This is a genomic window from Janthinobacterium aestuarii (assembly GCF_051380835.1).
In the GTDB taxonomy this organism is placed as follows: domain Bacteria; phylum Pseudomonadota; class Gammaproteobacteria; order Burkholderiales; family Burkholderiaceae_D; genus Janthinobacterium; species Janthinobacterium aestuarii.
In genome coordinates, this window is record NZ_JBNYXU010000011.1 from 67,740 (window position 1) to 92,939 (window position 25,200).

A 25,200-nucleotide genomic window follows, 5' to 3' on the forward strand; every position below is an offset into this window, starting at 1 on the left:
GCAGGAAAATAACAGTTTGAGAAATATATATCATCTTCAATAAGTATTTTTGACTGCCTATTCAACATGATAAGTATCTACTAACGCTGCTGTGCCTCTTTTAAGAGCACTTCCACATCTTTACGTTCAAAGTAAACTCCGTGCGCTCTTTCTCCTGATCCACCAGGTTTAGCTTTAATAAGCATGTCGCCAGAACCGAGTAAGAGTTCCGCACCGGAATCATCAAGTATGATCTTCGACTCAGTACTTTTTTGAACCATAAGAGCAATGCGAGCTGGAATGTTGCTTCTGATAAGGCCCGAGAAAGTTTTTGCATCTGGTCGCTGCGTTGCCAAAACTAAGTGAATACCCGCAGCTCTAGCTTTTTGAGCAATACGTACTATTAAATCCTCAATTGACTTATCAACAAATAACAAATCAGCTAATTCCTCGATAAACACGACAATAAAAGGTAAATCGATTTTCTTTCTACGGGCCTCTGCAATATTGTTAACGCTCGAGTTCGCAAAAATAGCGTATCGAGCTTCCATTTCAGCGACAATCTCTACAAGCATTGCTCGCGCTTGACTAGAATTCACTGCAAGCTCTGCGTTATACAAATAGGGGCTACCAGCATAAACTGAAAATTCAACCTGCTTGGGATCAATCAATGCCAATTTAAGTTCATGCGCAGAATGTCCAGTAACCAAAGAAAGTATCAATGCATGAAGACAAACGCTTTTCCCACTTCCTGTAGTCCCCCCCACCAGAAGATGCGGCGCTGCAGCCAGATCGAACGTATAAGGCTTACCTAATACGTCCACTCCGGGATAAACCATCAGCTTATCCTTGCTAGGAGCCACATTAGAAATCCAAGACTTAAACTCAAGAATTCCAATTTTTGTCCATGTAGCGGCAGTTCGTGGTACATCAAGGCTCACCGTTTTTGCTTCGTCCCCATGAGTTAAAGTTGGTTGAGCCTTTTGAAGATTTAAGGCCAGTCCAAGTCGCTCTAAGCCACGACGTAACTTATCGAGCTGATTTATATCCGCAAGAAAAACCTTATATCGAGTAACTCGCGGCCCGTGAATCAGCCCTTTAATTTCAGCAGAAATACCAATATCAGAAAGTCCTTTAATTAAAATTTTGGACAAATCTTGTGCGGTTTCGTTGCTCATCAAAGATTTCGCCGTAGAAGACGTACCTACAGCAGAATCCGGAAGTTCAGCACGTCGTACAATCAACGTTTCTAAGAATCGATCAAAATTACCACCCGCATCATCCCAATCTTCCATTAATAGGTGAACGCCGCGATGCCAATGTTTCCTGACTACTACACGAAATGCTTCCATCGAATTTACCGGCTCACTATTAAAAGCCTTAGCATGGGTAACAAGCAGACCTACCCAAACAGTGATATCCTCGCTGGTAAACAACACCGTAGCTGGTATTTCCATTCCTTTGGAATCAATAGCATCCGGAGACAGAGCCCCCAATGCTAGAGACCTTCCTATGGCCAACCGAGCGACATTTGCTTTGGTCGACAATCCTAAATTTTCACGCAAGACATTAGTCGCACGATCGGCATCAGAACTAGTACGGAATCTCGAGCCCATTATTTGCTGTAGAACTAAAGTGCTCATCGCCGCCCCTTCGTGAAATATTTTCCTTGTTTAGCCGTGGTCCGTCCAATACCATCACCAACGTCAACGTGTTCGAGTAAATATGTAACGGACACATATTCTGCGATTTCCTTATGGAATCGATAGTCGATTTCCTCATCCTGAGAAAGTAATATAACTTGACGGCTTTTATCGCTTACCCAAAAATTAACGATATTATTGCGGTGTTCACTATCTAGCCGCCCCAACGGAGTATCCACAACCATTGGTGCCTTCACACCGGAAACCTTAGCTAACCCCGCAATCAACGCAGTAGCAAATATTTGATTTTCACCGGCAGAACGATCAAATATAATTTCTCGCCCAGTTTTGCTCAATATTTTTGCATTCCCATCCTGCGTAATTTCTATTTTCTCGACCTGCTGTTTATGAGCCAATTTTTTATAAACTTCTGTCATTGCCCTACCCAGTGCTTTAACCTTGAGGGGAAACAAAGCTGGTATTACTTCATCTAATACTTTTCGAACTCTTTCAGACTTTTCAATCAAGGAACGAACGGGACTAGAGTCATCAAGCCTGCCCTGCTCACGCATAAAATCTGCACGGATAGTATTAACTTGATATTCAAGAGAGGAAATTAGTCGATCATCACTTCTTGTTTTTTCCGATAAGGCATCTATATCAAATTGAATCTTTTCTAGTTCCGCCTTTAGGGCCGTCAGAGTGCCATCTCGATCGATACCCTCTAAACGCGCAATTTTTCTTCCCAACTCATCAGCTCTTTGTTGGAAAGCATATTGACTACTCAAAACTTCTTGAATTTCTTTACGCCCCAAAGCCATAGAGTTCAAAAAATCTAAAGATTTTTCACGTTGTCCATCGTGCAAATAAGAGTGAATTATTTCGTCTGCACAATCATCCGGCGGTGGATAGAATAAAGCTTCCCAGGCAGCATCTAGACGCTTTTCTATTGCAGAATTTTGATCTTCAGAAAGTGCAGGATATATGACGGGGACTAATTGTGAACCAAATGCGGATTGGAATTCAACTTTTCTAGGCTCGAGCGACCGTTTTTCTGACTCCCAAGCAAACCAGTTAATTTCGGCTCCAACTTGACCTTTATACTCTTCAGTTAGTTCATTAGGTATCAAGTGAAAAGGCAATCTTCCTGACAGAATATCTTCGAGCTCACGATGTGATTCACGTAACTTATTTCTTATTTGTTCTCGCTCTTCTACGAGCTCTTTCACCATCGCGATGTCCCCACCACCACCGCCGGCGGAAGTTATGCGCTCCACCAACGACTGCTGTTCAGCACGTAAACGGTTCTTTTGAGACTCAGCGGCTTCAGCGCCTTGCAGTAATTTCTTCAGTTGCCCTTCGCACTGATCCAGCTGCTCGCTAAGCCCTGCCAGTCTGTCTTCATCAACAGATATAACTTCACTCCGTTTTACACCTTCAAAGCTTTTCAAACGATCTGCGAGATGGCGTAATAATTCGACACCTAAGAGACCTTCGAGGCCTTGTTTTACTTGTTCAATACGTGACTGATCAGCAAGCTTTTTAACTTCTTCACCATCAAAAAAGAAGAACGGTGCGATATGGGCCGGGACGAATATCTCATCCAGCATTTCTGAGAAATGAAAACCATTTCGACCGTCGACCCGGGGACTTTCTGGAATCCCTCGAATCACGTCACGAACGACAGCTTCTTCATCACCAGTCCAAGTTCCACTACCATTTGACTTAAAAAACCATTTTCTACAAATGTCAATTGCTTTAGTTTTCGTCCGATTTATGGTAACCCGAACCATCATGACATCTGAACCGTCTCGCTTGGCCTGGCCGTTAAGTGCCCCTTCCAAAAAAGTAGGATAGCCTTTTTTATCGTCACTCTTCAATCCGGCACGGGCTAGGTGAATAATTGCATCTTTTCCATACAGACATAAATAAAGAGCTTCCAGAATTGTGGTTTTCCCAAATCCATTCATACCACCAATCAGTACAATGTTTTTCCCATTTTCTGGCTCAGGAAATTCAAATACCTGGTGTTGATAACTTTTAAAGCAAGTTAGTTCGAGCTTTGAGATCCACATTCTATAACTTCCTTATCCAATCTTATTCTATTAATCCAAGAATTTCTTCGAATCTTTTATTTATTCCGCGAGCGCGCTCTTGGTGTTGGCGTTCGCGCTGAACAATAACAAGCTCTGTTACAACATCGAGTGAAATATTATTTTTTTTACATACAGCCAAAAGAATTTCTTTCGCATCGTCGTCAGCCCAAAGCGGAAGATCATTCAAATAATTATTTTCTACAAAATCATCCATCTGCTGATCCTTTTTGCTGTTGAAGCTCAGTTGTCCAATTTTGATAAATAAGATCCAACTCTTTATCACTTATCAAAACATCACCAAATTCATCCTGAACTGCAATCAAACGTTCAAGAATTAGCTTCCTAGTTTGAATAGTAAATGGCCCTGGAATGTGCTTTCCTGCCCCATCAAAGGTTAAACGACCATTCCTGCGGTAGGCCTGTCGATGCTCCGATTTGTTTCGTATTTGTTTCAACCAATCCCTAAATTCCACTAAAGGCCTATACTGGTGATTGCCAATATCTATAAAGCCTTGCAAACTCTTATCTTTTTCGACCACCGTACAAGTCCAGCAGCCAAAGCGGCTATTGGGGGTTCCACACCCGGGAGCTTCCTCCTTACTGAGTACCACAGGGCATTCACCACCATCAGCATCACGATATAACTGAAACAAGTCTGTGTGGGCTCCCCCCCAAGGCGCGGGATGTGTACCAAGAAGTTCCCAAACGTCATCAGTGGACAAGTCAACAATTGGACGATAGATGAGCGCGCCCAAAAGTTCACTATGAGGGGACAGCCGGCTATCCCTAGCATTGCGGTGTTTGTCAACTGATCGTTGACGCGAAATACTTTCATCTCTTCGAACGCCTAGAACGACAATTGCTGCTCCCGACTCCGAAATATATTTTTTTATATAATCGCTAGTTGGTTGAATCTTCAATCTATCTGTACACCATCTCATAGTCTGATTGGGACTTGGATAGCCCTTACCAATTAGCAAAACCCAAAAAGATTTTTCAATGTTGGGCGTAGTTCGAGCAACAATAATTGGTAGTTCAAGATTCTCCGCTGTTTTTCGAATTGCTTTCGTTACCTTGTCTAGATGCGCAATTACCACCGGGCTTTCAACTAAAGTATCATTGGATACTACATGTATCGGTCTAGTTCGACGCGACGGTGGAATTGACATCAACGCATCGATTGTTGCATGAACCACTAGTGTACTATCTTTCCCACCGGAAAAACCTATTATCCAGGGAAAGCGTTGGCTTTCATCAAGGTAGTCTTCCCGAATGTTCTTAACCACAAGAGCCCATCGGTCCTCTGTCGACTCCGTCAAGTGATCGGACAATAATTGCTCAGCCGACAACTCATCGGCACTATTGGGCTCGCTTGCAACGTCATCTTTCATGGATTACCAGCACCTACGGATAGGTGTTTCGCCTTAATTTTCTTAACCGCGTATTTTGACATGAATTTACGTCCTCTGTAAGACCCGCACTGGCGCTCACATGAAAAAGTGCAATAAAGGCAATTTTCCACTTACGGGAGAGGAACGTATCGGGATTATTTGATGCAGACGATAGCTCAGAGTTAACTATGGAGAGGTATCTGACGTTTCTGCACACCAAAATAACTGCGCCTACGTCCCCAGGCCCACCGAGGCATGCAAAATAAGCAACACAAATCAACAATTTTACTATCTGCTCTCGAGCAACATTTCGTTTGGGCAAAGTCGCAAAATCCCCTTAGAATGCCTGATCACTTCGCGCCATGAAGACTACGTAGGCAAATCCCACATATGAAAAACAATTCCTTCCGCCCTTTGGCAACCTATCTTAGGACACAGTTAGCGACTCCTCTTGGTCAGTTTAGTTTTTGGACGTATTTGTTGATTGCAGTTTGGGGAATTGGCGGTCTAGGAATCTGGGTGGAGCTAATAAAGCATGCTCGCGGAGCCGGTAATTCGGAGGGGATCTTAACCGCTATCTATACGTACTTTCCCGCAGTTGCCGTTGGCTCATCAATGCAATTAATAATCAAAGAAGACGAAAAACGTCACGTTCGCTCGTTCGCTTCATTAATAGGTAGTGCTCTAATTCTTATTGCAGTATTGCAAGGATTAGAACTCACAGGTGAATATCCCTATGTCTGGGGCGTTATTGGCATTCTGATTGCAACGTTCCTGTGGTGGGTGGCTAACGGCGGCGATGAAAATTTGCATGATAATATAAACCCTGCTGACTCACTGGGCGATAACCCCCACAAGCCTCCAGCAGGAAGTTCTAATGGCTTTGCCGTATAAGGCTTAAAAAATGATAAACTACCCAATTCGTGTACCCGCAATCGCTATCGAACAACCGATTGGAACGTTCTTTGCTGTAGCTCTATCAGCTGAAGTTCTTCTTCAAGTGTGTTATAGCGAGCGTCTGAGCGCATCGTTAGATGACGATGGTATAACGTACTCCTTGAAAGGGGTGCAGAGAGAATTATTGATTCCTCGGTTAAAACAAATTGCAAACTACGTAGATTCAGAAGAAGCAGCCTTTCCGAATTCCATTATTCTGGCGGCTAATTATGCTGAAATTGATGGGGCACTTGAAGAAGACGACGACCTAAGATGGCGTATAGAAACATTGACTGATTCAGATGGAAATTTGCAATACAGTTTAGTTATTCCTTCGGCGAAAAAGTTAGCCCCTATTATAGACGGCCAACATAGATTGTTCTCTTTTAATTTTTCTCGATCCGAAAAACTGAGAATGCCATTATTATGCTCTGTTTTTATGGATCTTCCAAAACCCTTTCAAGCCTATTTGTTTGCAACAATAAATTCAAATCAAAAACCGGTAACAAAAAGTTTGACCTATGAGCATTTTGGCTACAATATTGAAAATGAACTGCCAGAGGCGTGGAGTCCGGATAAATTGGCTGTTTCTTTAGCGCGAAAGCTGAATGTCGAGGAAGATTCGCCATTTAAAAATAGAATTTTGATTGCAGCAAAAAATGGATTTTCGATATCGAAAGCTGAAGCAAAATCCCAGGGCTATTGGATGATATCTATGGCTACCGTGGTTGAGGGTATTGTGAAGTTATTTTCGAGTAATGCAAAACGCGATCGCAATCAATTAGCGGATGAACTAACAGAAAGTAGAAGAACCAGAGAAATTTTGAGAAATTTAAAAGATTCTTCTCCTTTGCGTGATCTCTATCTAGACGGGAATGACAAAGTTATTTATTTATCTACAATGAACTTTTTCCGAGCAGCGAATACTATCTTTTGGAAAAATGCGAAGGAAGGATCATATATCACCAAGACCGTTGGAATTCAAGCGCTATTTGACATTTTCAGAGACTTAGCCGGATCCGCATTAAAGAAGAAGGATTTCAGCGAGCGGTATTTCGCTGATATATTATCTAAAGCGGAAAATTTGGATTTTTCTTCACAGATTTTTGTAAATGCATCAGGTTCTGGTCGTACCGCGATAAAGACTTGCATTGCAATTTGCATCGGATTAATTGACAAAAATTCCTCCTTAAAAATTAAGGAGGAATGGAGGGTTGCCTGCCAGGAGGCTAGACCAAGCATCGACATTTCTTGATTTTTCTCAATTAAAGAAGCTGAAAGTCTTCAGTCATTTTTGAAATTGATTTTAAGATTCATAGAATCATTTTCGTTTCAATCCAGCAGGCGATGCATGGATATCACCGATTTCGCGATAGCAGCGTTTCTAATCGATTTTAGGCTGTGGTTTGCTGTGGGATTGATCCATACTCACTTCAGCTCTAAGATATTTTTCGTTACATTTGAATAGTATTGGCGAAATCGCGTAAAGTGTCATTTGCAACCCAACTACAAGGAAAATACATGACCACGTATCAAGAATACACTGCCAAGATCGCAGAACTGCAAGAACTCGCGGAAGCAGCACGTAAGAACGAACTCGCAGGTGCGAAAGCACAAATCGCTAGCATCATGAAGCAATATGGCCTCAGCATTGACGACCTCAAGGAGACCAAAACGAAGGCGGTCAAGGCTCCAAGTACAGTCGCAGTGAAGTATCGCGATGATGCCACTGGCGAGACCTGGACAGGTCGTGGCCGTCCGCCAAGGTGGCTGGAAGGTAAGGATAAAGATCAGTATTTGATCAAGTAATTCAGAGAGCGCGCAGCTTGTGCTGCGCGAACCTGTTTGATGCATCCGAAGAATTTCGAACACGTTTAAAAACGATTTTATGACACCTAGAATCGATTTCAATTCGATTCGGCGCATCGATGCATATCTATATCGCTCCACGCCGTAGAACCGTTTCTAGTCGTTTTTAAGACGTGGAACGAAACGTTCACGAATACCATACTGCAAATCAGATAAGGCGTATGGCAGAAGTCGTGCACTACACAAAGGCATGGCAAGGCGTTGTGAAATTACGACACCCCATGTGTTTTTTTTGAGAAAACCTTGACAGACAAATTTTCAAAAAAATTCAATTCCCCCTTGCAAATGTAAACTCACAATTGCTATAGTAGACCTATCGAACTTCCACTGTGTCTATATGGTGAGGTAGATCCCTAGCAAATTTCTAAACCCTCCCAAGGGCATCGAAGCACGGCGCAATGCCTGCTAGGCCGAGTTAATCTCGCACGATCCAACCTCAATGATGGCAATCCGTGATGATCGACATATGGACCACGTCCATTCGACTTACCACGTAATAATTTCACTATTTGCCCTTGTCTTAGGCGGTACAGTTACGGCTCTTCAGTTATACAACTGTGGCAACACGGAGCGGCCTCTGTACGCCTATGCACTGAGCACCATATAAATTTACATTGAAGGTACTAAAATATGTACGCAGAGCAGACGCAACCAACTTCATCGGTTTCTTCCAATTCCTCTGGCGAAATCACTCATTGGCCACAGGAATATCTCAATATTCAACAGGAGGTCTTAGCGGCACCCGCTGCCAATTATTTCGATGGGGCGACATACGACCACCATGATTTGCTGAAAATCTGTACGGCTTTGCGTTACGCTATTAAGACAGCACTCGAAGATAGCCTCCAGGAAAAATTCAAAAAACTCGGAGGCACATGCCGCGTCTATTATTATCCGGTCTTAAACTCGACAATGAGCATTCGGGTCTTCTTAAGCGAGATTCAAGTGGCATGGTTCCCGGAGTGGTGTGTCGACTATATCGTTGACGATGGAACCTATTTGCGCAACATGAAGGGGTGGCTCGTCATTGACATGGCAGAGGATGTTTCTTCCGGCAGCAAATTTGGCGTAGCCCGGTCTGCTGAATGCTTTGAGGAAACACTATCAGATATCGCAAATATTATCTACAACACAACAAAATCTCTCGGGGATATGTATGAAGAGTTGTATCGCTCGGAGTTGTGCACTGACGATGTCACGCAAGAGGTGACCACCGATCAACTCTACTCCGCACTGGAAGGTCTTTTGCTAGAGTGCGTGCCAGAAATTCCGGTGTATATCAAAAATATGATCGCCGCTGCCGAACATAACATTTCGCCGTAATCTCACCTAGGGCCACTCGCTGCCGCGGCTAAGGCTGCGGCAGAATTCCCCTATGCTCAATTAAACAAGGCATATTGGGCTAGCACTGCTAGCCTCGTAAATTCACCTATAAGACCTTAGTTTTCAGGCCTCTGTTGATCAACAATGGCGCGAATTATGTTTGTGACCAGATCCACGTTGGAGGGGGATAGCTTCGTGAGCAGTTCGATGATCGCTTGAAGGGAAGCATCACTATGTACGCCTGAGGGTTCAGGCTGATGAGCCATATTGCGGAGCGTGGCCACGTCCAGTTTCGTGGATTGATGCGCTGAAGCAGTTTTGCGAATGATGGGCTTTTTGTTGGTCATGCTGGGCTTTCGGTCATTGATGGTGCTGATACCGTCAATGCGAACGCCGAGAACCTCAACGCAACCCGTTGCTAATTGTGCGACGACATGTAAAGGCCAGCTCCATCATCGCCAACTACGAGCCATTTTCTTGGCTGGCAAGAACGCAACGAACAATGCTCTCTACCATGCGGATGTTCTTCGGCGACAGTTTCGCAAGAAGCTCGACCACAGGCACGATGGCCGCTTGATTTTTGCCGACCACCACAACGCCCACTTCACTTTCCGCAGGTTTGCCGCTGGCCTTCGCAGCTCGGCGCTTGCCTGTGCCAAAACGCAGCCACTCAGCTGACACCTCAAGCCATTCGGCAAGACTCATCAACTTCGCCTGTGTAGGTATCGCATCGGCCAGCAGCCACTTGCGCACCGTTTGCGCGGCAATCTTGTTCTCGGGATAAAGCTCACTAAATTGCCTGGCAATTTCTGTAGGGCTGGAGATAGGTAAGCCAGCACGTGTGAACTCTTTTTGCAGCCGTTCGCTGAACTCTAAGCGAAGGTTTTCGTTGGTGTTTTGCATGTGATAGCACGCTACCGACTACCATAGTAACTATGTAGAAATATTGACGTTGTGCAATAACGTATAGTTACTATAAAATGATCTCATCGGCATCGCTGCCGTCCAATTCCAGCAATTCAATGCCTATCTTCACGGCGGAAGTGAGACCACATGAATCAGAATAATCAGGGAATGACAGTGCTGCCGGAGCATGTCCGGGCGAACTTAGCCAAGTACAGTGAGCATGAGCAATTGACGTGCTTGGAATGCGGCTATGTAGGCATGATGGGCGTGGCGCAGAAAACAAATCGTGTCTCGTCAAAGAAGTCGCTGACCTACCTCGTTATTGCTCTCGCCATCTTAGTATTTATCGACATCGTTCTGTCGATGAAGGGTTCATCAATTCTGCCATTGTGGCTCCACGCAATCGTCGGCCTAGGCGTCGCCATCTTCACGACTGGCTCAGTGAAGACATACGAGTGCCCGAACTGCAATGCAGCGCTAGGCGGAAAGTAAATCCTACTCATCACCGCATTGTTTGCCAGCTCGTCACGACGAGCATTGTGCAGACAGGTGAGGACCTGCCATCTTGACCAAAAAGGATACCTGCACATGCGCGTCAGATTTGCGTTACTCGCGTTGTCACTGACGATGTCCACCAGCGCGGCCCAGCAGCCGCGTCTTCGGTTCGTAGAAGTGATCGAAGTCAATCCTCAATACGTGGAGGTTCCCTGTGACCGCTGCGGCCCACTGCCTGACCTGCGATTTACCGGGACCAAGTTCAAGTATCGCTGCGATGGTGATCTATACGAAAACTGGACAGCAGGACCTTTGCATGCTGGCGCACGTATACAAGTACTCGATTGCTCAAACGTGGTCGTCACGAAAGACCGAAAACCCGTTATAGCTCGATAGTACCTTTTCTTAAAATTTTCGTATTAATAGTTTAAGGAATAAATACTATGAAGTGTCCGCACTGCCGCAGCGAAATTTCAATGATCGCTGAAATATGCCCAAATTGCCGATCAGATCTTAGCGAATATTATTCCGATCATGGTGCAGACATATCGGAAATGAAGCCAATTATGAATTTTATGGTTCAGTGGGTTTTCCAAACATTCATGCTATACATTCCATTCTTGATCTTCGTTGGAGTTGTTTTTAGGGATCTGTCCGATCTTGTAGGATGGCTAGGTTTTATTACCTCCGCAGTTATCGCCTTAATTTATCGCAACAAGCTGCCGGTTCCATAAATTTTAGTTAGCTCCTCTACAAAAATAGGTAGCACTATGTATGACCGGCAGAGACGTTGTCATTACCAAGAAATGATAACGTCATACTGCATTAAAACCCTTCTGCCCAACGTTCCCAAAAGCCAGGCTCATCATGATGAGCATTTTTCATGCAATAGCCCAGTGTGTAAAGTGTGAACCTCACCCCTTCCCAACGCATCGTGCCATCCGCATCTTCCAGGTACGCCTCTAGTTCAAGGTAAGCCGGGTTCGCAACCTCGTATGGCAAGTCGATGTATAGCTGCCCTCGATACGACTCCATCCGCATCTCACTGGTGTAACCTCCGCATTCCATGTATGCGATGCCTTTGTGCTCAAGCCATGCAAGGATCTTTTCACGCATGGGGTTTGCTGCGTAGTGACCTTGAAATCCGGAAAATTCTAAGCCAAGCACATCACGTTGCTTGGCACGACCGATCTGGTCGATGTTCTGTAAAAATTGTGGCATAGGCCGCTCCTGCGTAAGTTGGTGAGGTATTTATCAGGGAAAAAACTGACGGGCAAGGCATCGTCACGGGGCAACGAACGTTTTACCCCCGTGCAGTCACTGCCTGCAGATTCGCTGATAAATTGTGAAAAATCGACGGTCGTGTTTTCGGCGTGTACGCCTGCAAATATGCGGTGCATATGCGAAAAGGCAACGCGGCAGAAATTGATGATTCCGCCCGCGCAGCGTCATCTAGCCTTGCAGCGCATTGATGATGCCCACGGCCTTCCTGCTGGCGTCGTTCGGCGCAAGGTGGGCATAGCGTTGTGTCATTTTCGGATCGCTGTGACCAAGCAGGACTGAGACCTCAAACAGACTGACGCCGTTTTTGACCAGCTTGCTGGCGTAGGAGTGCCGCAGTGTATGCATCGTGACCTTCCCGCCCTTCTCCTTCACTACATCAGGATCGTTCATTCCTGCGCGGTCCATTGCCTTCTTGATCGCCTGCGCAGCATAGCCGCGTGCTGTGCCTAACTTGTTTTCAAAGAGGTAGCGTGCATCTAACCGGCGATCTGCATGACGACGCAGCACCACTTCGCGCAGCCGGTCTGTCATGTACAGCACGTCTTCATTATTGACCTTGCTACGGTAGATATTCAACGTTCCGGCCTCTAAATTAACAGCCGTCCACGGCAGGTTCGCAGCTTCGGAGTATCGGCAGCCGGTATCAAGAAGCATGATCACAAGATCGTAGTTATCTTGAATGTTGCGCTGCATCTCTGGTGTGCGCGCTTCCAGCGTTTTAACGCCGCTTCTCACCGTGTTCGGATCGAGTTCACGCAACAATGCTGCCTCATCGTTGGAATCCAGATAGCGCAGGCGATACGACGTTTTTAGCTGTGGAAAAACGACGTCACGATTTGTTTTGTAGCCCAGCCGTTGCATCTCCCGCAGCGTGGAACTGATCAACCCGATCTCATGCTTGATCGTCGCAGGCTTATCACCCTCGGCCTTCCGCTTGGCCACCAAGCGCTCGATGTGCTTGGTCTGGATCTCATGCAAGAAGAGGGTCGCTGGCAGGCCGTAGCAGGGATTTTCTTTCTTGGTTTTCGGATCGCGCTTGCTTCCGAACATCTTGCGCGAGATCGATTCCATGCCGCGATAGTACGAATACTGCTTGCGTGGTTCCAGATATTTCAACACTGCATCACGCAGCGAGATTTCCTCTGATTCGCCGAGGTAGGTTTCGCTATGGATTTTATTGCGCATTTCACGCTCCACCTGCAAGGCCTTGGTTTTATTTGCCGTGCCGGTGCTGCCTACATATTTTTTGTTTTTAACCTGGAACGCGTAGTACCAGTTACTACTATTTTGCCGTTTGTGAAGGGCCATCGTGATCTCAATTTTTTGCTTGAATGACAAGCACCTTCCGCCATATGTGGTGGAAGGTGCAACAGAACCAATTGAAGGAAGGTGCCTAGTTCAACAGCCACAGCATGCTATAATTTTCAGCACCTCTCTCCGTCACCAAGTAGTCTGCCCTTCATCACCCAGATCGGACCGGAATGCATCGTTCAGCTTTTTAGAGATAGAAATACCTTTATAGATGCGCCCTCCACGATTAATTGCCTCGAAGCCACGTTCGGTCAACATTTGTCCCAGACGCTTCTTGGAGAAAGAAAAGTTGTAATTTTCCTTGCACCAAGGATCAAATGACTTATATGCAGCGTCAAATTTCATCTCCTCAAAGACACCAACTTCGCAGAATTCACTGATCCACGAACCAACGATATCCATGTCGTCGCGATACTCCTTAGTGGCCTGTTCGATGGCCTTAGGTGTCGTCATGCCGTCCTGTTGCCACGCCAAGCAGCCCTTAATGGCCCAGTTCAAAATACCTGGCAACTCTTCACGCAACTCAGCTTCCAGATTCGGATTGCGTTGTTCTGGGCTGATAGTGACGTTGAACGGGATCAGACGGATACGGCGCCATACGCCATGATCCGTACCCTTGATCGTTGGCTTATGGTTCGATGCAAGAAAAAACTTGTGCGTAGGGTTGAACTCGAAGATGCTTTCATACAGATCGCGTGCAATGATAGGATCCCCACCGGTGAGGGACTTCAGCATGCCTTCGTTAAGGTGACGCCCATCGTCAGTCTCGCTCATCGAAACAAAGCGTTTTCCGCGCAGCCGTGCAATATCGGGGGAGGTACCGCTACTTGAACGCTTGGTTTCCATCAATGTTTCGGAAGAAGATTGCATGCCCAAGTCACCGAACAAGGCGCGGACGACGTTCAGAAATGTCGACTTGCCATTAGCGCCAAAGCCGTAGGCAAAAAACAAACATTGTTCTTTGATAGAGCCAGTCATTGCATAGCCAATAGCGCGCTGCAAGTAGATCGAGAGCGAAGGATCTCCCCCCATTACTTGATCAAGGAATTTTTCCCAACGCGGACAATTAGCATTTTTATCGAAGACTGTACCAGCCACCTGAGTGATGAGCAGGGCTGGGTCTGGGGGCAAGAAATTGCCTGTCTTCAAATCGACAATGCCGTTCTGCACCGCGAACAAGTAGTCTTGATTATCGAGGTCAGAAATGGAGATCCCGATCCCCGGCTCAGACTTGAACAGTTCAATAGCAGCGTCCAGCTTGCCGTTCGACGAGGATTTGGCGGCATGCCGCTTGAGGAATGACTTTTCAGGCCCCAGGGGCAACAAGGTGGCTTCTTGCAAAAACGATGCAGGAACATCTTTCGACAAGCCTTTGATGACTGTTTGAGACACCCGGTTCCAGAACACACCGGTCCACTGCAGCCAGCTATCTTTCGTCTCCAGGAGGTAACGCAAACGCGCACCATGGAGTTCGGCCATCTTTTTACCATTACCGATATCTGTGAGATCCCGTGCCGGCGTAGACTGATAGAGCCGATACACGTTCTCGACAATTTGCAAAACCTCGTCCTCAGGCAAGGGCGTTTCACACATCAACAGATTGGCATTAAGCGTTACATCCGTTACTTTCTCGCGAGGATGGCCAGAGTGCATTTGTGCCGCAGCGAAACGAAGGAGTGAGTCGTTGCGGCTTCCAGATTTGATAATACCCGGCGTTGCAGTAGTGGTTTTCTCACTGACTTTATTCTCAGTTATCAATGTGTACAGCCAGTCTGGCAACTCAGCAATTGGCATTGTTTCATCTTGCCAAATATACATCCCTCCATTCACCCGGGACCCAGGCGCTACAATATAACCACCTTCACCACGAACATCGAGGCCGGGAAGTACCGCAGTGCGATTGCGAACATTAGCTCCTTCGGGAAAACGAAAGAAAATATGCTCCCCGCCGCCGCCGGTGTTACTGCGAAGTGTCGAAGGTAACGGCCCGTGTTGCGCTTCCAGCAACGCGAGCGAAGCGGCTCCAGACACTGTAGGTTTTTCGTCCGAATCGAGCACCACGATGCCAGATTTGCTACCGGTGGGGATACCGATGTTGTAGGCACTGCCGGATGGAAACCAATCACGCACCTGTGTCTCGTCAAGCGACGCATCTTTGAATCCGTTACGGGTTGCTGGTTTTTTAGCACCTGCGATCAAGGGAAATACCGGCCATTTATAGGTAATGGTATAGCTAACAGCGACTGCATACATGTCATTTTTAACATCAAATTCATTGGAAGCGTGGTGCTCTACGGTATTACTTTTCGGTGTATTCATAAATATTTTTGGCGATAAGTTCCCCTGCCGTCATATAGACAGCATTGAGGAAATAGTATTATTAGAACAAGGAGGAATCCTCCTTGCTACTCCGGAAATTGCTCTGTTTTCTTATTTAAGAAACCGCATCGCGTTTGATAATATCGGCGATCACTTGGTGTGTGATTGGATTCGACAACTCAACGCTCGCCGTTTTAAAGGCAGCGTAAGCCTCATCAACGGTCAAGGTTTTTTTCATCGGTTCAACTTCGCGATGTACAGAAAAATCAATATTTTGCAAAATAAGTGTCAATACAGCTTCAGCTGTGGATACTTTTTTAGCAAAAATAGGATCTTCAATTGCAAAAACATTATGAATTTTTCGTGTTGCATTTACACGAAACTTCGCTAACACCGTAGATTCGATAACTGGAATATTGCCGGGCTCATCGACTGAAATAAAAAATTCCTCAGCTGGGGAGGCAAAACTGACAAGATCTCCCTCAGTCAGCCATGCTCCGATGCTTTCTCCGGAGGTCGCATCGCTAGGAAAGTCAAAGCTTAAAATGCCGGAAGGAAAGTTAAATACACGTAACAATGCATCTTCAATGATTTTTTTGGATTTTTTACGCACGCGCGAACTCATTGCTGACAAACGAGCCTGCTGGCTGCTGGCAGACATGGCTTTGGAGGAGGTCAAGGCTAAGCTCGGCACAACTACAGCCAAGCTATCTACAGCGGCCGTGGTTAAGCGTAATGGCGGGAAAATTACGGGCGCAGATACAGAGCGTTGTACAACGTCTGTTGGAGTGCCGACGGTATCGAGGGGATTTACTGCAGATTTTTTAATGCAATTGGTCATGTTAGCGTCCTGTTAAAGAAAAAAGACGCGCTCAACCTAACCATTGGCAAGAATTGTTGGCAGGTATAACGCGGTTGTTAGTAATAAAAAGCTACAGATGTAGCAAATTTATTGTCAAGCCGTTATACCTACCAAGTATCCACAAGAGATTTTTAGCAAGGTATAACCTGGACGTAATTGGGCTACGGATGTAGCTCACTTACGTTCAGGGTTATACCTGCCGTGGTGATCTGTATTTTCAGATCTGACTTTCGTCCCGCGCCTCAGTGATCAAAGACGCTACCCGGCATAAATGATCGTAGTTGTTCAGTCCTCATGATTAGCATCAGCCAACCATGGAGATATGCACACATACGAATGACCGACCTTGCCGTCGACCTCATCACATTCTTCCCTTGTCGTACGGTAGGAATTATCTACATATCTCCCCATGATGTCAAGCCCCCTTGATGGCGAGTCATACCCAGCAGCCACAATCCAGATCGAACATCAATCAAAAAATCATAAATGATATAAACGATTTATCCTATTTTTAAAAACTAGTGAAAAATCGGCAATGATTGATTAGATGATATTTACCCACCACCACGAATAATCGTTAACATCGTTGCGGCGGCCACGCCCCCAACCTCCACAACAAGTCGCCAATATGGCGTGACGAATAGCCCATCCGCTGTAAGCCAGCTTTATGCGCGTCTACGTGTAGGCAGGTTGTCGCGGATCAGGATACTCCCATACGTTAAGAGCCAGCAAAGCTTCTGACGTAGCTCTCGCAGCCCTGTATTCATGCGGGTCTTAAGCGGATAACCCAGCGGGTGTGATGGGAAATGAGGTGGCTGCCCACCGAAAATTGCTGTCACAGCGGATGTTGACATCAGTGGATCGTGACGAGGTGAACAGGTTTTGGCCTGGAAGCTGGTCGTTGCCTAGCCGGTGAAAATTGTTGATGGTAAAGGCTCCTTAAACATGTGAGAACCTACATCATGAATGCAAAGATTACTTCAACCGAGCTGCCGAAGACAACGAACAGCCAGCAACCGGCAATGCCATCGAACGCTGCCACTACGGTGCAAACAACAATGGCTAGTGCGTCGCCCAGCGTGACTGGACCGATTAAAAACGCCGCTACGCCGATTTCATCGACGCCGACTGCGGATACGACGGGGAGCGAAGGAAAACCCGATACAGGCGCGTCAACTTCGGCGAAGGCCGAAAAGAAACCGAAGGTGCCGACGAAGATGGAAATTGCTTCCGCAATCTACGCGCGCATGTCTAAGCAAAAAGATATGACTCGCAAGCAGATCGTTGAACAGTTCGTGGCCGAAGCGAAGTTGAGCGCAGCGGGTGCCAGCACGTACTACCAACTGATCAAGGCGAAGTTAGGTTAGAGGGATGTTGGACGGGACGCCAGCCTGCATACAGCGGCTTTGTCGACAGGGAGTATTGCAGCTGACACCCCTCTCCCACCAACGCTAATTGCTGGTGGGCCGCCATCTTACGGAGGTGCCCGGCATTCCGTCAGTAGTACTAGCGATAACTGCAATTGATCAACAAGCTCACGTTGGTTTAGGTCTCATGATCGTCAAGTGCCTCACCGCGCTCGAGTGCCTCAAGATAACAACCAAGGTTGCTGGAAATCTTCTCAAAAACGCGAGGAAAAAATGAGATGAGGTCGTCAAAGGTAGCATCATCTTGCATCGGCCCACCATGATAGTGGCGGCAATGTTGAAGAATGGCAGATCGCTCCTCTGGTGAAAGAAGGTGTAGCGGATCGCGGTGTTTGTAGTCGTGCAGCCCAGATAAGTGGATGAAAGCGCAGCCGAATTTATAGACGGACTGGGTCCAGCCTTGCAATTTTTGAGCAATATCCACCATTTCTTTATCAGTGACCTTAGGCCATTTTTTCCCCTGGACTGACGTATTGATCAGTAGCGTGCGACGCTCAACCGTCTGGGTGAGTAGATAAATGACACGTACCATCGAGTCCAATTCCTGCCGGAGAATCGCGGTCATCTGGCCCGCCAGTCGAGCGCTTGTAAGCAAATTCATAGCCTGTCGATGCTCATGGGAGCGGTTGCGAACTTGGCGCAGGAAAATTACGACCTGCGGCTCTGTGGCATTCATGTTTCTTTCCTTGTTGATTACGGCGAAAGCGCTAAACCTATTGTAATTCAAGCATCCAACGAACGAGGTTGCTACATATTGCTCATTTCCGACTACCTACGAACATCGCTCGCGCAGCGAGCGATGCTCCATCATTGTGCAAGCTTAGCCTTCGACGGGCTTCGCCCTTCAGCAATCATCTTCGTCAGCCACTGATCAAGGAAATTGTTCAGCTCTGCTTTTGCCATTGGGCTAAAGGCCATCAATTCTGCGCAAAACACTTTGCGGGAGCCGAAGCAATCAATGTACGTCAGCGCGCCAACGGTCTCTGCCAGCGGAAACACCTCTATGGTCATATCAGGGTCCGGTATCGCTGCGCCATGCAGTCGCTGGAAGTAGTGGCTCATGCGAAGTACCAGACGATGCTTGTGGCGCTCGATCACGTCTACATGCACATCGGTATGGCCCACTGCTGTGAGCTTTGCAGGCCCGGTCATATCCTGCAGAGCTGGGAGAAGTTGTAACAGCTTGATGTAGTTTTGATGGTAGAGATCCATGCCGATTCCACGTTATTTACGATACGGGAACCATCCATGAGAAACGGCTAAGGGACAACGGAGTTAGGGTAATTTATGCATCGAGTGATACCGTCTTTATGATCATCTCGAATTCGGCAAGCATTTCAGATTGCCTCTGCTTAAGGAAGCGAGCAACAGCTTTATTTGCCAGCAGCTTTGCAAGATAGCTTTTAGCAATCACTAAGTTTAAAATGTCCTCACCATAGGTCTGCTCGACAGCTTTGTACTGTCCCTGCAGGTTGCTCATCTCGCGCTCCATCCGCCCCATTTGCTCTTGAGTTATCCCCGTAAGTTTTGCCGTTTTTTTCCCCTTCACTAACATCTCCGGTGGCGTCGCGAGCAACATGGCTTTAGCGTAGGCTATCGTAACGGTGTTGGCGGAAATCATCAGCTCTACGCACTCTACCTGTCGAGTTGGCTTCATCTTGCGCAAAACACGAGCTAAGTCTGTAGCGAATTGGTGGTCTTTCAGCAAATCGGCGGCCTCCGCACAGATCCCATCTAGCAATGTAGCTTTCGTCGTTATCGTACGCGGGTCTACATCAAATGCTCTAGCTAATCTCTCAGGAGTAACGCCATTTTCAATGGCCCGCCGTAGCATGTGAGACGCCTGAATTGATGTTACGCGGTTGAGACGGTTGTTGTAGGTATAGCTCTCATCATCCGAAGCAACCAAGCAGGGAACTTCTGTGTAGCCTAATTCAGCAAGGATCAACAAACGAATATGGCCATCAAGCAGGACATGTTGATCTGTCTTTGGCGACGACGCTGCCACGGACAATGGCTCAATTAGGCCGATCTCATTGATTGACGATCGAATCTGTGAGTATTTGCGCGAAGTTACGACGCCGACCGGCGGTTTTCGTGACGGCAAGATTCTTTCAATCGGCACCTTCAGCGGAACAAGATCAAATCCTATAGATATTTTACTCATGCTGCACGCCCCACTGGCCAGACGCGCTCGGCTAGGTACTTGGGCAATGAGTCCAGTCCTTCCGCACGCAACAAAGTCGTAAAATTCTCATCCGCTAGAAGTTGTCGCAAGGCCCCAACGACAAGCAAGAGTCGCTGCTGAGCGATCTCAGCCTTCCTTACCATTTGTTTCTGTCGCTCAACCTCTTTTTGATAAGTCCTGACTAGACTAGAACTTGTGACATCCTGAATTTTTCGGGGAGTACCCCGTGCCACGGACCGTCCCAAACTTAGCCGACGCTCGATGACGCGACGAGCTTGAAGCAACTGCTTTCCACGGAGCTTGCCAGATTCATATGCATCTTGAAGCGCGGCCTGCACCGCTTTGTCATCGTCACCTGCACCAACGATTGTCAACGCTGCATTCAATGGAATCTTTCCTTTCTCTACTGCGACAAGCAATCGCTCCTCACCGCTGTTTAGCAATATTAAAATCCCCTGGACGTATTCAACGGTGAGCCCAATTTTTTTGGCAATGGCTTTCTTGTCGTAGCCGCGATCCCGAAGCTGCTCAATGCCGGCCAGTAGTTCAAGCGCTCGATACTTGCGGCGTGCAATATTTTCGACCAAACTCATAATAAAAGCATCCTCGTCGCTGACATCTACGACAAGCGCCGGAATGGTTTTTTCACCGAGCGAACAGAATGCCTTCATGCGGCCCTCACCACAAATCAGTAGATAGCGCTCGCTGCCACTCTCGCCCGCACGTCGCGCAACCGTGATTGGTTTTTTTAGACCAATGGCCTGAATGTTGCCAACGATTTCTTCAAATGCGGCTTTGTTTCGCTCCCGTGGATTAAGTACATCGATCTTGTCGATGGGGATCATCATCAGCTCACCCGGGTCTAATTTTGCACTCATGCAGCCCTCCTTATTCGCGTACGCTCAGCCATGCCATAGAGATAGTCAAGGCTGTCAAATCGATAGCTTTCAAATTCTGCCGGATTCCGCTCCCCAAGACTAATGCGCGTTTGCCCGAAATCTAAACGCGGCAACAAGTAGTAATCGAGGGCTGCTTGGTTAGTGGAATCAAGGCGCACGGCAACCGTTATGTCAGGTGCCAGACCAGTATCAAATCGGACCTTCCAGTGGAGCCTTCCTTCGGCTGGAGCCTGACAACGTGCAAGTACCAATGAAATGCTAAATTCATCATTGATCCTCAGAAGGTCCGTAGCTGGATCACGAAGCACTTCGCCGCCAAGGCTGACGATTTTTTTCTCCGTGCTACTTATAACTTCAGGGTGCAAACGTCTTAGAAACTTGTTCGTTTCCAAGTACCTGTAGTCACGATCTGGGGTGAATCCGACAATTTCATAGGCTCTAAGCAGGCTCCCAAAACGATGGGTGTAGATCGATGAAGACGGCATGCCCTCTGCCTCATCAATGATCAAACCAGACAGCAGTCCACGCTGCAGGTACAAGGATCTCAGGCGCTCGATTAATTCGCTATTCGTGTACCTATAAGCACGTGCGCGAGCGATGCCCTGTGCTGTGTAGAAAATATCTGACGCTACAATTGGTTCGAAGGCACCAACTTTTTTGATCCACATGTCAGGGCTATTTTCCACCCTCAACTTCTTCAGTTTGAAGGACATCCTGTTGTACACGTTGTTGCCGATGTACTTCTCGTTCGTCAATACCTCATGCACTGTGGCGCGTGTCCACGCGCGATCCAGATCGGTTCGAATCGACATGCTATTCAAACGTGCAGCGATCTCGGACTCCATCAGCCCTTCATCAATGAACAACTGATACATCAGCTGAACCGTACGAACCTCATCGTCAGGACCAGGAACAAGAATGACTCGATCAGTTTGCAAGCATTTGTGTTCACCTCGAGTCAGCTGCGATTTGAATGCACCGGTTTGATCGACGAGAACACGACGCAAACCATACCCAGCAGGGCCACCCTGTCGAAAGCCAAGTTCAATCAAGCGACACTGCCCGGCGAAGACCTTTGCAGATAGCTCACGACTGTACTCACCGGCCATGGCACGCTTCACGCCCTTCACAATTGTCGAAACTGGTGAGCCGTCATTCTCAAACTGTTCTGCGCAATAAACGACCTGAATTCCGGCGCGACGGCAACGATACTCGTAGTAGGCACTTTCGTCTGCATCCTGAAATCGCCCCCAACGACTGACGTCATACACTAGAATTATTTGAAAATCTGGGGTTCCGCTTTCAACGTCATGGATGAGACGCTGAAGTGATGCACGCCCTTCGATGCTCAGACCACTTTTTCCGGCATCCGTGTATGTATGCACAATTTCGATGTTCCGTCGCTTGGCATACTCCCTAATTTTTTCAGCCTGATTTTCAGTGGAGTATTGCTGGTGCTCAGTAGACATGCGAACGTATTGCACCGCCCTTAGCGACATGGTCTTACCCTCGGCAAAATCGAGTCGCTCTCCGTCATGCATGATTTTCCACCGGCCCTAAGTAGCAATGGATTCTTCAATGAATTCCGCATCGCTTCACCCACGCGATCAATTCGCGTAAAGATGAACAAGATGGCGCCATCGGACGCAGAGCACTAAGCTACAACTAGCCTGAGTCTTTACAGTACGGTAACATTGCTGCTATACGTACTGCTCACGTCCTATCTTTACAATTTTGTGGATTCACGTTGTCTGAGCACACATGCTCTGTGATTTCGACAGTCCACACGTCCTTCTTTACAATCGCTCCCGGCTGAAGCAATTTCATTTGATACAACCCTGATTGCAGTGGATTTTTCAAGGTTGACACGTTCATCTTTGCAATCATCCGTGACTTGCTGACGGCATTTCGTGCATGCTGCATTGTCCGATTACGAGCTGTATAGTCCGGGTGAGAATCACGATATTCCTGCCAATAGTCCGGGTTTCTTTCACGCCATGCCTGCTGCGCCCTTGCCTTATTTTCACGATGATCTGGATCGGTATGCAGCTTACGGCGCTGCCATTCGCGCTTACGCTCGCGTTGGCATGTAGATGCTGAACAATACGATTGATTTGGAACCTGAGGACGCGCCTGAAAAAGCGCGCCACATGCAACGCAGCGCTTCTTCCCCATGAAGTTCTCCATGCAGAATTGATAGATGACATGATTGCATGAAAAAAACCATGGCTGGCAGTTCCAGAACGTTGCGGATCGCCGAATAAATCCAATAACTATCAACTTAGCCTAGCCGCCCCCACACCCCGCCATACTCGAGCGACCCTGCGCTTTGATGAACATGCTTAAGGGACAGAATCGCTATTAACATCAGATGCCGGATCGTCTCAAAAACAGAAATTTTGAGCAGCCAGCACACAGCTCAGCGGCAGCTGTTCCCTACACTTGAAGTAATTGCTAAAGAATAAAGTAATTTTGTCGTTAGTAGGGGTACGAAATCCCTCGTTCTCCTAAATATGCATATGAAAACCTATCTTGTTGCAGCTATCGCCGTCGCGTTGGCTGCCTGTTCCTCGCCCCCTACACAACCCACTACGTTCAACGTCAACAGCGCGGACTTTTCCACCGCCTCAAACGAGAATCTTTGTTCTGTATATGGGTACCGTGCCAACCGTTCAGGCGAGGCCCGAGGGGAATTGATGAAGCGCGGAGTTTTCACCGCTAAAGATTGGGCAAATATCGATGCTCACACTGTTATTCCGGGCATGTCAGAATGTGCAGTCAACGCTGCGTACTTTGTCAGCGTGGCGAAGGTGGAAGGCGCTGTAGATGCATCAGGCAAGCGGATCAGTAGGACGCTAGTTTATGCGTGCGACACATCACCAGTTCCCAACTGCCCTTACACGCAAGTGACGTTCCAGAATGGCGTAGTCGTTTCAGTGACACAGAGAAGCACACTTTAAACGCTCGTTGTACCTCTGGGAGGAACCGAAGATGCGGTCATGAGTCTCACATACACTCATGACGAATCCAGCCGTTGACGCAAGAATTTCTAAGACTGAGGCCTCGGGGCGGCCAGAATTTTCCCTGCAAGTGTGGGTTCGGCAGGAATCCCCGTTCGCACTGAGCGACAGCACGGCCCACAGTCAAATTTTTCGGTCTGCCATCACAGCGTATCAGCAGCTTTTTCGACTAAACGTGGGGTCGAAAATGTGATGGCAAGTAACTTGTTGATTACGGTGGAGTTTTGGTGTGATCGCATATTCATGCGCTTCAGAGCCGCATGAACAGTGACTCTTGACGAGGTGGAGGGGCTTGGGAAGCTTCTGCTCTACCATTGAGCTACACCCGCGAAGCCTGCATTTTACGCCGAATGGAATGCGGCAAGCAAATCTTCGCGGTGGTGGTGCTTACTTCAGGCTGCCGAAGACCTTGCCGATGATCTTGCTGCCATATTCGAGCGGGTTGCTGCGGATGGCTTTTTCTTCTTCGCCGATCATCAGGTACAGGCCGTCGAGGGCGCGATCCGTGACGTAGCCTTCCACCGTCGATTGCTGCTGCGGCACCAGGCCAGTCTTGCCGATCTGGCTCATAGTGCTGTTGTATTTGCTGGCCAGGCCGGAACGGTCGGTGACGGATTTCACGATGGGCAGGAATTTGACGGCCAGCGGGGCCGAGGTCTTCTGGCGAAAGAAATCCGTCACCGACGTGTCGCCACCGGACAGGATGTTTTTCGCGTCCGTCACGCTCATCGACTTGACCGCATCGAGCAGCAAGGGCTTGGCCATGGGCACGGCCGACTCGGCGGCACGGTTCATCGACACCACCAGGTCGTCCAGCTGCTGGCCCCGGCCCGTCATTTTCAACAGGGGCTTGGCCTGCTCGAGGATGCCGGGCAGCTTGATTTTGACCTTGTCGTTGTTCAGGAAGCCATTCTCGACACCCAGTTTCGATACGGCGGCAGCGGAGCCGGCTTCCAGCGCCGCTTTCAAGCCATTGCTGGCGTCCTGATTGCTGAGAGCGGCCAGCGGACTGGCGGCGCCTGCCGTGGACGAGCACAGCGCCAGCGCACACAACATGGCGGCGGGGCGGATGGGGAAAGAGGTCAGGCGCATATTCATCCTTTGTTTGAAAGCCAATGGTTCTTGAAGCCTCAGCATAGCAAAATCGCAGCGATGCCCGCATTTTTTATGCGCAACAGGAACACCCGTGCATGCCGGCGCGGGCAGCGCGGCACGGCAGACACTGTCGCCGCGATGCAGTTGAAAGTGCCCC

24 protein-coding genes are annotated in these 25,200 nt (G+C 47.7%); 7 read left to right on the plus strand and 17 right to left on the minus strand.

Annotated features, from left to right (window positions below; all coding sequences use genetic code 11):
• Positions 1-80: 80 nt before the first annotated feature.
• The 4 genes from ACQ4WO_RS24335 to dndC are packed head-to-tail and all read right to left on the minus strand — an operon-like array spanning position 81 to position 5,109.
• Positions 81-1,622 carry a DNA translocase FtsK gene (locus ACQ4WO_RS24335; protein ID WP_436483580.1) on the minus strand — a complete coding sequence of 514 codons (1,542 nt, stop codon included), beginning with the start codon at positions 1,620-1,622 and terminating at the stop codon, positions 81-83.
• A complete protein-coding gene (dndD, locus tag ACQ4WO_RS24340; protein ID WP_436483581.1) occupies positions 1,619-3,697 on the minus strand; it encodes a DNA sulfur modification protein DndD in 2,079 nt (692 codons plus the stop codon). Before dndD ends, ACQ4WO_RS24335 begins: the two co-directional genes overlap by 4 nt.
• A gap of 22 nt (positions 3,698-3,719) precedes the next feature.
• Entirely contained in the window at positions 3,720-3,932 is a 213-nt protein-coding gene (locus tag ACQ4WO_RS24345; protein ID WP_436483582.1) for a DNA modification system-associated small protein, read from the minus strand.
• On the minus strand, positions 3,925-5,109 hold the full coding sequence (dndC, locus tag ACQ4WO_RS24350) for a DNA phosphorothioation system sulfurtransferase DndC (protein WP_436483583.1): 1,185 nt from the start codon (positions 5,107-5,109) through the stop codon (positions 3,925-3,927). The genes ACQ4WO_RS24345 and dndC overlap by 8 nt, the downstream gene beginning before the upstream one ends.
• Positions 5,110-5,499: 390 nt before the next feature.
• On the opposite strand from dndC, the gene ACQ4WO_RS24355 reads away from it, so the two are divergent.
• The 4 genes from ACQ4WO_RS24355 to ACQ4WO_RS24370 all read left to right on the plus strand — a co-directional run bounded on the left by ACQ4WO_RS24355 (position 5,500) and on the right by ACQ4WO_RS24370 (position 9,237).
• Positions 5,500-6,003 (plus strand): hypothetical protein, encoded by a 504-nt coding sequence (locus tag ACQ4WO_RS24355; RefSeq protein ID WP_436483584.1) that lies wholly within the window; start codon positions 5,500-5,502, stop codon positions 6,001-6,003.
• A gap of 10 nt (positions 6,004-6,013) precedes the next feature.
• Complete coding sequence (locus ACQ4WO_RS24360; RefSeq protein WP_436483585.1) at positions 6,014-7,300, plus strand: DNA phosphorothioation-associated DGQHR protein 1; 1,287 nt, start codon at positions 6,014-6,016, stop codon at positions 7,298-7,300.
• 266 nt (positions 7,301-7,566) lie between these two features.
• Positions 7,567-7,854 (plus strand): H-NS histone family protein, encoded by a 288-nt coding sequence (locus tag ACQ4WO_RS24365; protein WP_436483586.1) that lies wholly within the window; start codon positions 7,567-7,569, stop codon positions 7,852-7,854.
• Positions 7,855-8,544: 690 nt separating this feature from the next.
• Positions 8,545-9,237, plus strand: a complete 693-nt coding sequence (locus tag ACQ4WO_RS24370; RefSeq protein ID WP_436483587.1) for a hypothetical protein — start codon at positions 8,545-8,547, stop codon at positions 9,235-9,237.
• 116 nt (positions 9,238-9,353) lie between these two features.
• Here the strand turns inward: ACQ4WO_RS24370 and ACQ4WO_RS24375 are convergent, their stop codons facing one another.
• Positions 9,354-9,584 carry a hypothetical protein gene (locus ACQ4WO_RS24375; RefSeq protein WP_436483588.1) on the minus strand — a complete coding sequence of 77 codons (231 nt, stop codon included), beginning with the start codon at positions 9,582-9,584 and terminating at the stop codon, positions 9,354-9,356.
• Between the two features lie 115 nt (positions 9,585-9,699).
• A complete protein-coding gene (locus ACQ4WO_RS24380; protein ID WP_436483589.1) occupies positions 9,700-10,140 on the minus strand; it encodes a hypothetical protein in 441 nt (146 codons plus the stop codon).
• Between the two features lie 150 nt (positions 10,141-10,290).
• Here ACQ4WO_RS24380 and ACQ4WO_RS24385 point away from each other — a divergent pair, with 150 nt between their 5' ends.
• Complete coding sequence (locus ACQ4WO_RS24385; protein WP_436483590.1) at positions 10,291-10,635, plus strand: hypothetical protein; 345 nt, start codon at positions 10,291-10,293, stop codon at positions 10,633-10,635.
• 828 nt (positions 10,636-11,463) lie between these two features.
• Here the strand turns inward: ACQ4WO_RS24385 and ACQ4WO_RS24390 are convergent.
• The 4 genes from ACQ4WO_RS24390 to ACQ4WO_RS24405 all read right to left on the minus strand — a co-directional run bounded on the left by ACQ4WO_RS24390 (position 11,464) and on the right by ACQ4WO_RS24405 (position 16,393).
• Positions 11,464-11,859 (minus strand): hypothetical protein, encoded by a 396-nt coding sequence (locus tag ACQ4WO_RS24390; protein ID WP_436483591.1) that lies wholly within the window; start codon positions 11,857-11,859, stop codon positions 11,464-11,466.
• A gap of 231 nt (positions 11,860-12,090) precedes the next feature.
• Entirely contained in the window at positions 12,091-13,260 is a 1,170-nt protein-coding gene (locus tag ACQ4WO_RS24395; protein WP_436483592.1) for a tyrosine-type recombinase/integrase, read from the minus strand.
• Positions 13,261-13,362: 102 nt separating this feature from the next.
• The gene (locus tag ACQ4WO_RS24400; RefSeq protein WP_436483593.1) at positions 13,363-15,552 is read right to left on the minus strand and encodes a phage/plasmid primase, P4 family; all 2,190 of its coding nucleotides are present in this window, start codon (positions 15,550-15,552) and stop codon (positions 13,363-13,365) included.
• A gap of 115 nt (positions 15,553-15,667) precedes the next feature.
• Positions 15,668-16,393: a hypothetical protein gene (locus ACQ4WO_RS24405; protein ID WP_436483594.1), complete on the minus strand. Its 726-nt coding sequence runs from the start codon at positions 16,391-16,393 to the stop codon at positions 15,668-15,670.
• Between the two features lie 983 nt (positions 16,394-17,376).
• Between ACQ4WO_RS24405 and ACQ4WO_RS24410 the strand changes: the two genes are divergently transcribed.
• On the plus strand, positions 17,377-17,781 hold the full coding sequence (locus ACQ4WO_RS24410; protein WP_436483595.1) for a hypothetical protein: 405 nt from the start codon (positions 17,377-17,379) through the stop codon (positions 17,779-17,781).
• Positions 17,782-17,959: 178 nt separating this feature from the next.
• Here ACQ4WO_RS24410 and ACQ4WO_RS24415 read toward each other — a convergent pair whose 3' ends face one another.
• The 6 genes from ACQ4WO_RS24415 to ACQ4WO_RS24440 all read right to left on the minus strand — a co-directional run bounded on the left by ACQ4WO_RS24415 (position 17,960) and on the right by ACQ4WO_RS24440 (position 23,103).
• Positions 17,960-18,517, minus strand: a complete 558-nt coding sequence (locus ACQ4WO_RS24415) for a hypothetical protein (RefSeq protein WP_436483596.1) — start codon at positions 18,515-18,517, stop codon at positions 17,960-17,962.
• Positions 18,518-18,648: 131 nt separating this feature from the next.
• Positions 18,649-19,053, minus strand: a complete 405-nt coding sequence (locus ACQ4WO_RS24420) for a DUF1249 domain-containing protein (RefSeq protein WP_436483597.1) — start codon at positions 19,051-19,053, stop codon at positions 18,649-18,651.
• 73 nt (positions 19,054-19,126) lie between these two features.
• Positions 19,127-20,008, minus strand: coding sequence for a plasmid partitioning protein RepB C-terminal domain-containing protein (locus tag ACQ4WO_RS24425; RefSeq protein WP_436483598.1), 882 nt, complete (start codon positions 20,006-20,008; stop codon positions 19,127-19,129).
• The gene (locus ACQ4WO_RS24430) at positions 20,005-20,907 is read right to left on the minus strand and encodes a ParB/RepB/Spo0J family partition protein (RefSeq protein WP_436483599.1); all 903 of its coding nucleotides are present in this window, start codon (positions 20,905-20,907) and stop codon (positions 20,005-20,007) included. The genes ACQ4WO_RS24425 and ACQ4WO_RS24430 overlap by 4 nt, the downstream gene beginning before the upstream one ends.
• On the minus strand, positions 20,904-22,469 hold the full coding sequence (locus tag ACQ4WO_RS24435) for a recombinase family protein (protein ID WP_436483600.1): 1,566 nt from the start codon (positions 22,467-22,469) through the stop codon (positions 20,904-20,906). Before ACQ4WO_RS24435 ends, ACQ4WO_RS24430 begins: the two co-directional genes overlap by 4 nt.
• Before the next feature lie 172 nt (positions 22,470-22,641).
• The gene (locus ACQ4WO_RS24440; RefSeq protein WP_436483601.1) at positions 22,642-23,103 is read right to left on the minus strand and encodes a hypothetical protein; all 462 of its coding nucleotides are present in this window, start codon (positions 23,101-23,103) and stop codon (positions 22,642-22,644) included.
• Between the two features lie 344 nt (positions 23,104-23,447).
• Between ACQ4WO_RS24440 and ACQ4WO_RS24445 the strand changes: the two genes are divergently transcribed.
• Positions 23,448-23,888: a hypothetical protein gene (locus tag ACQ4WO_RS24445; RefSeq protein WP_436483602.1), complete on the plus strand. Its 441-nt coding sequence runs from the start codon at positions 23,448-23,450 to the stop codon at positions 23,886-23,888.
• A 447-nt stretch (positions 23,889-24,335) separates the two neighbouring features.
• On the opposite strand, the gene ACQ4WO_RS24450 is transcribed toward ACQ4WO_RS24445, so the two are convergent.
• Positions 24,336-25,040 (minus strand): DUF4197 domain-containing protein, encoded by a 705-nt coding sequence (locus tag ACQ4WO_RS24450; protein WP_436483603.1) that lies wholly within the window; start codon positions 25,038-25,040, stop codon positions 24,336-24,338.
• Positions 25,041-25,200: the final 160 nt, after the last annotated feature.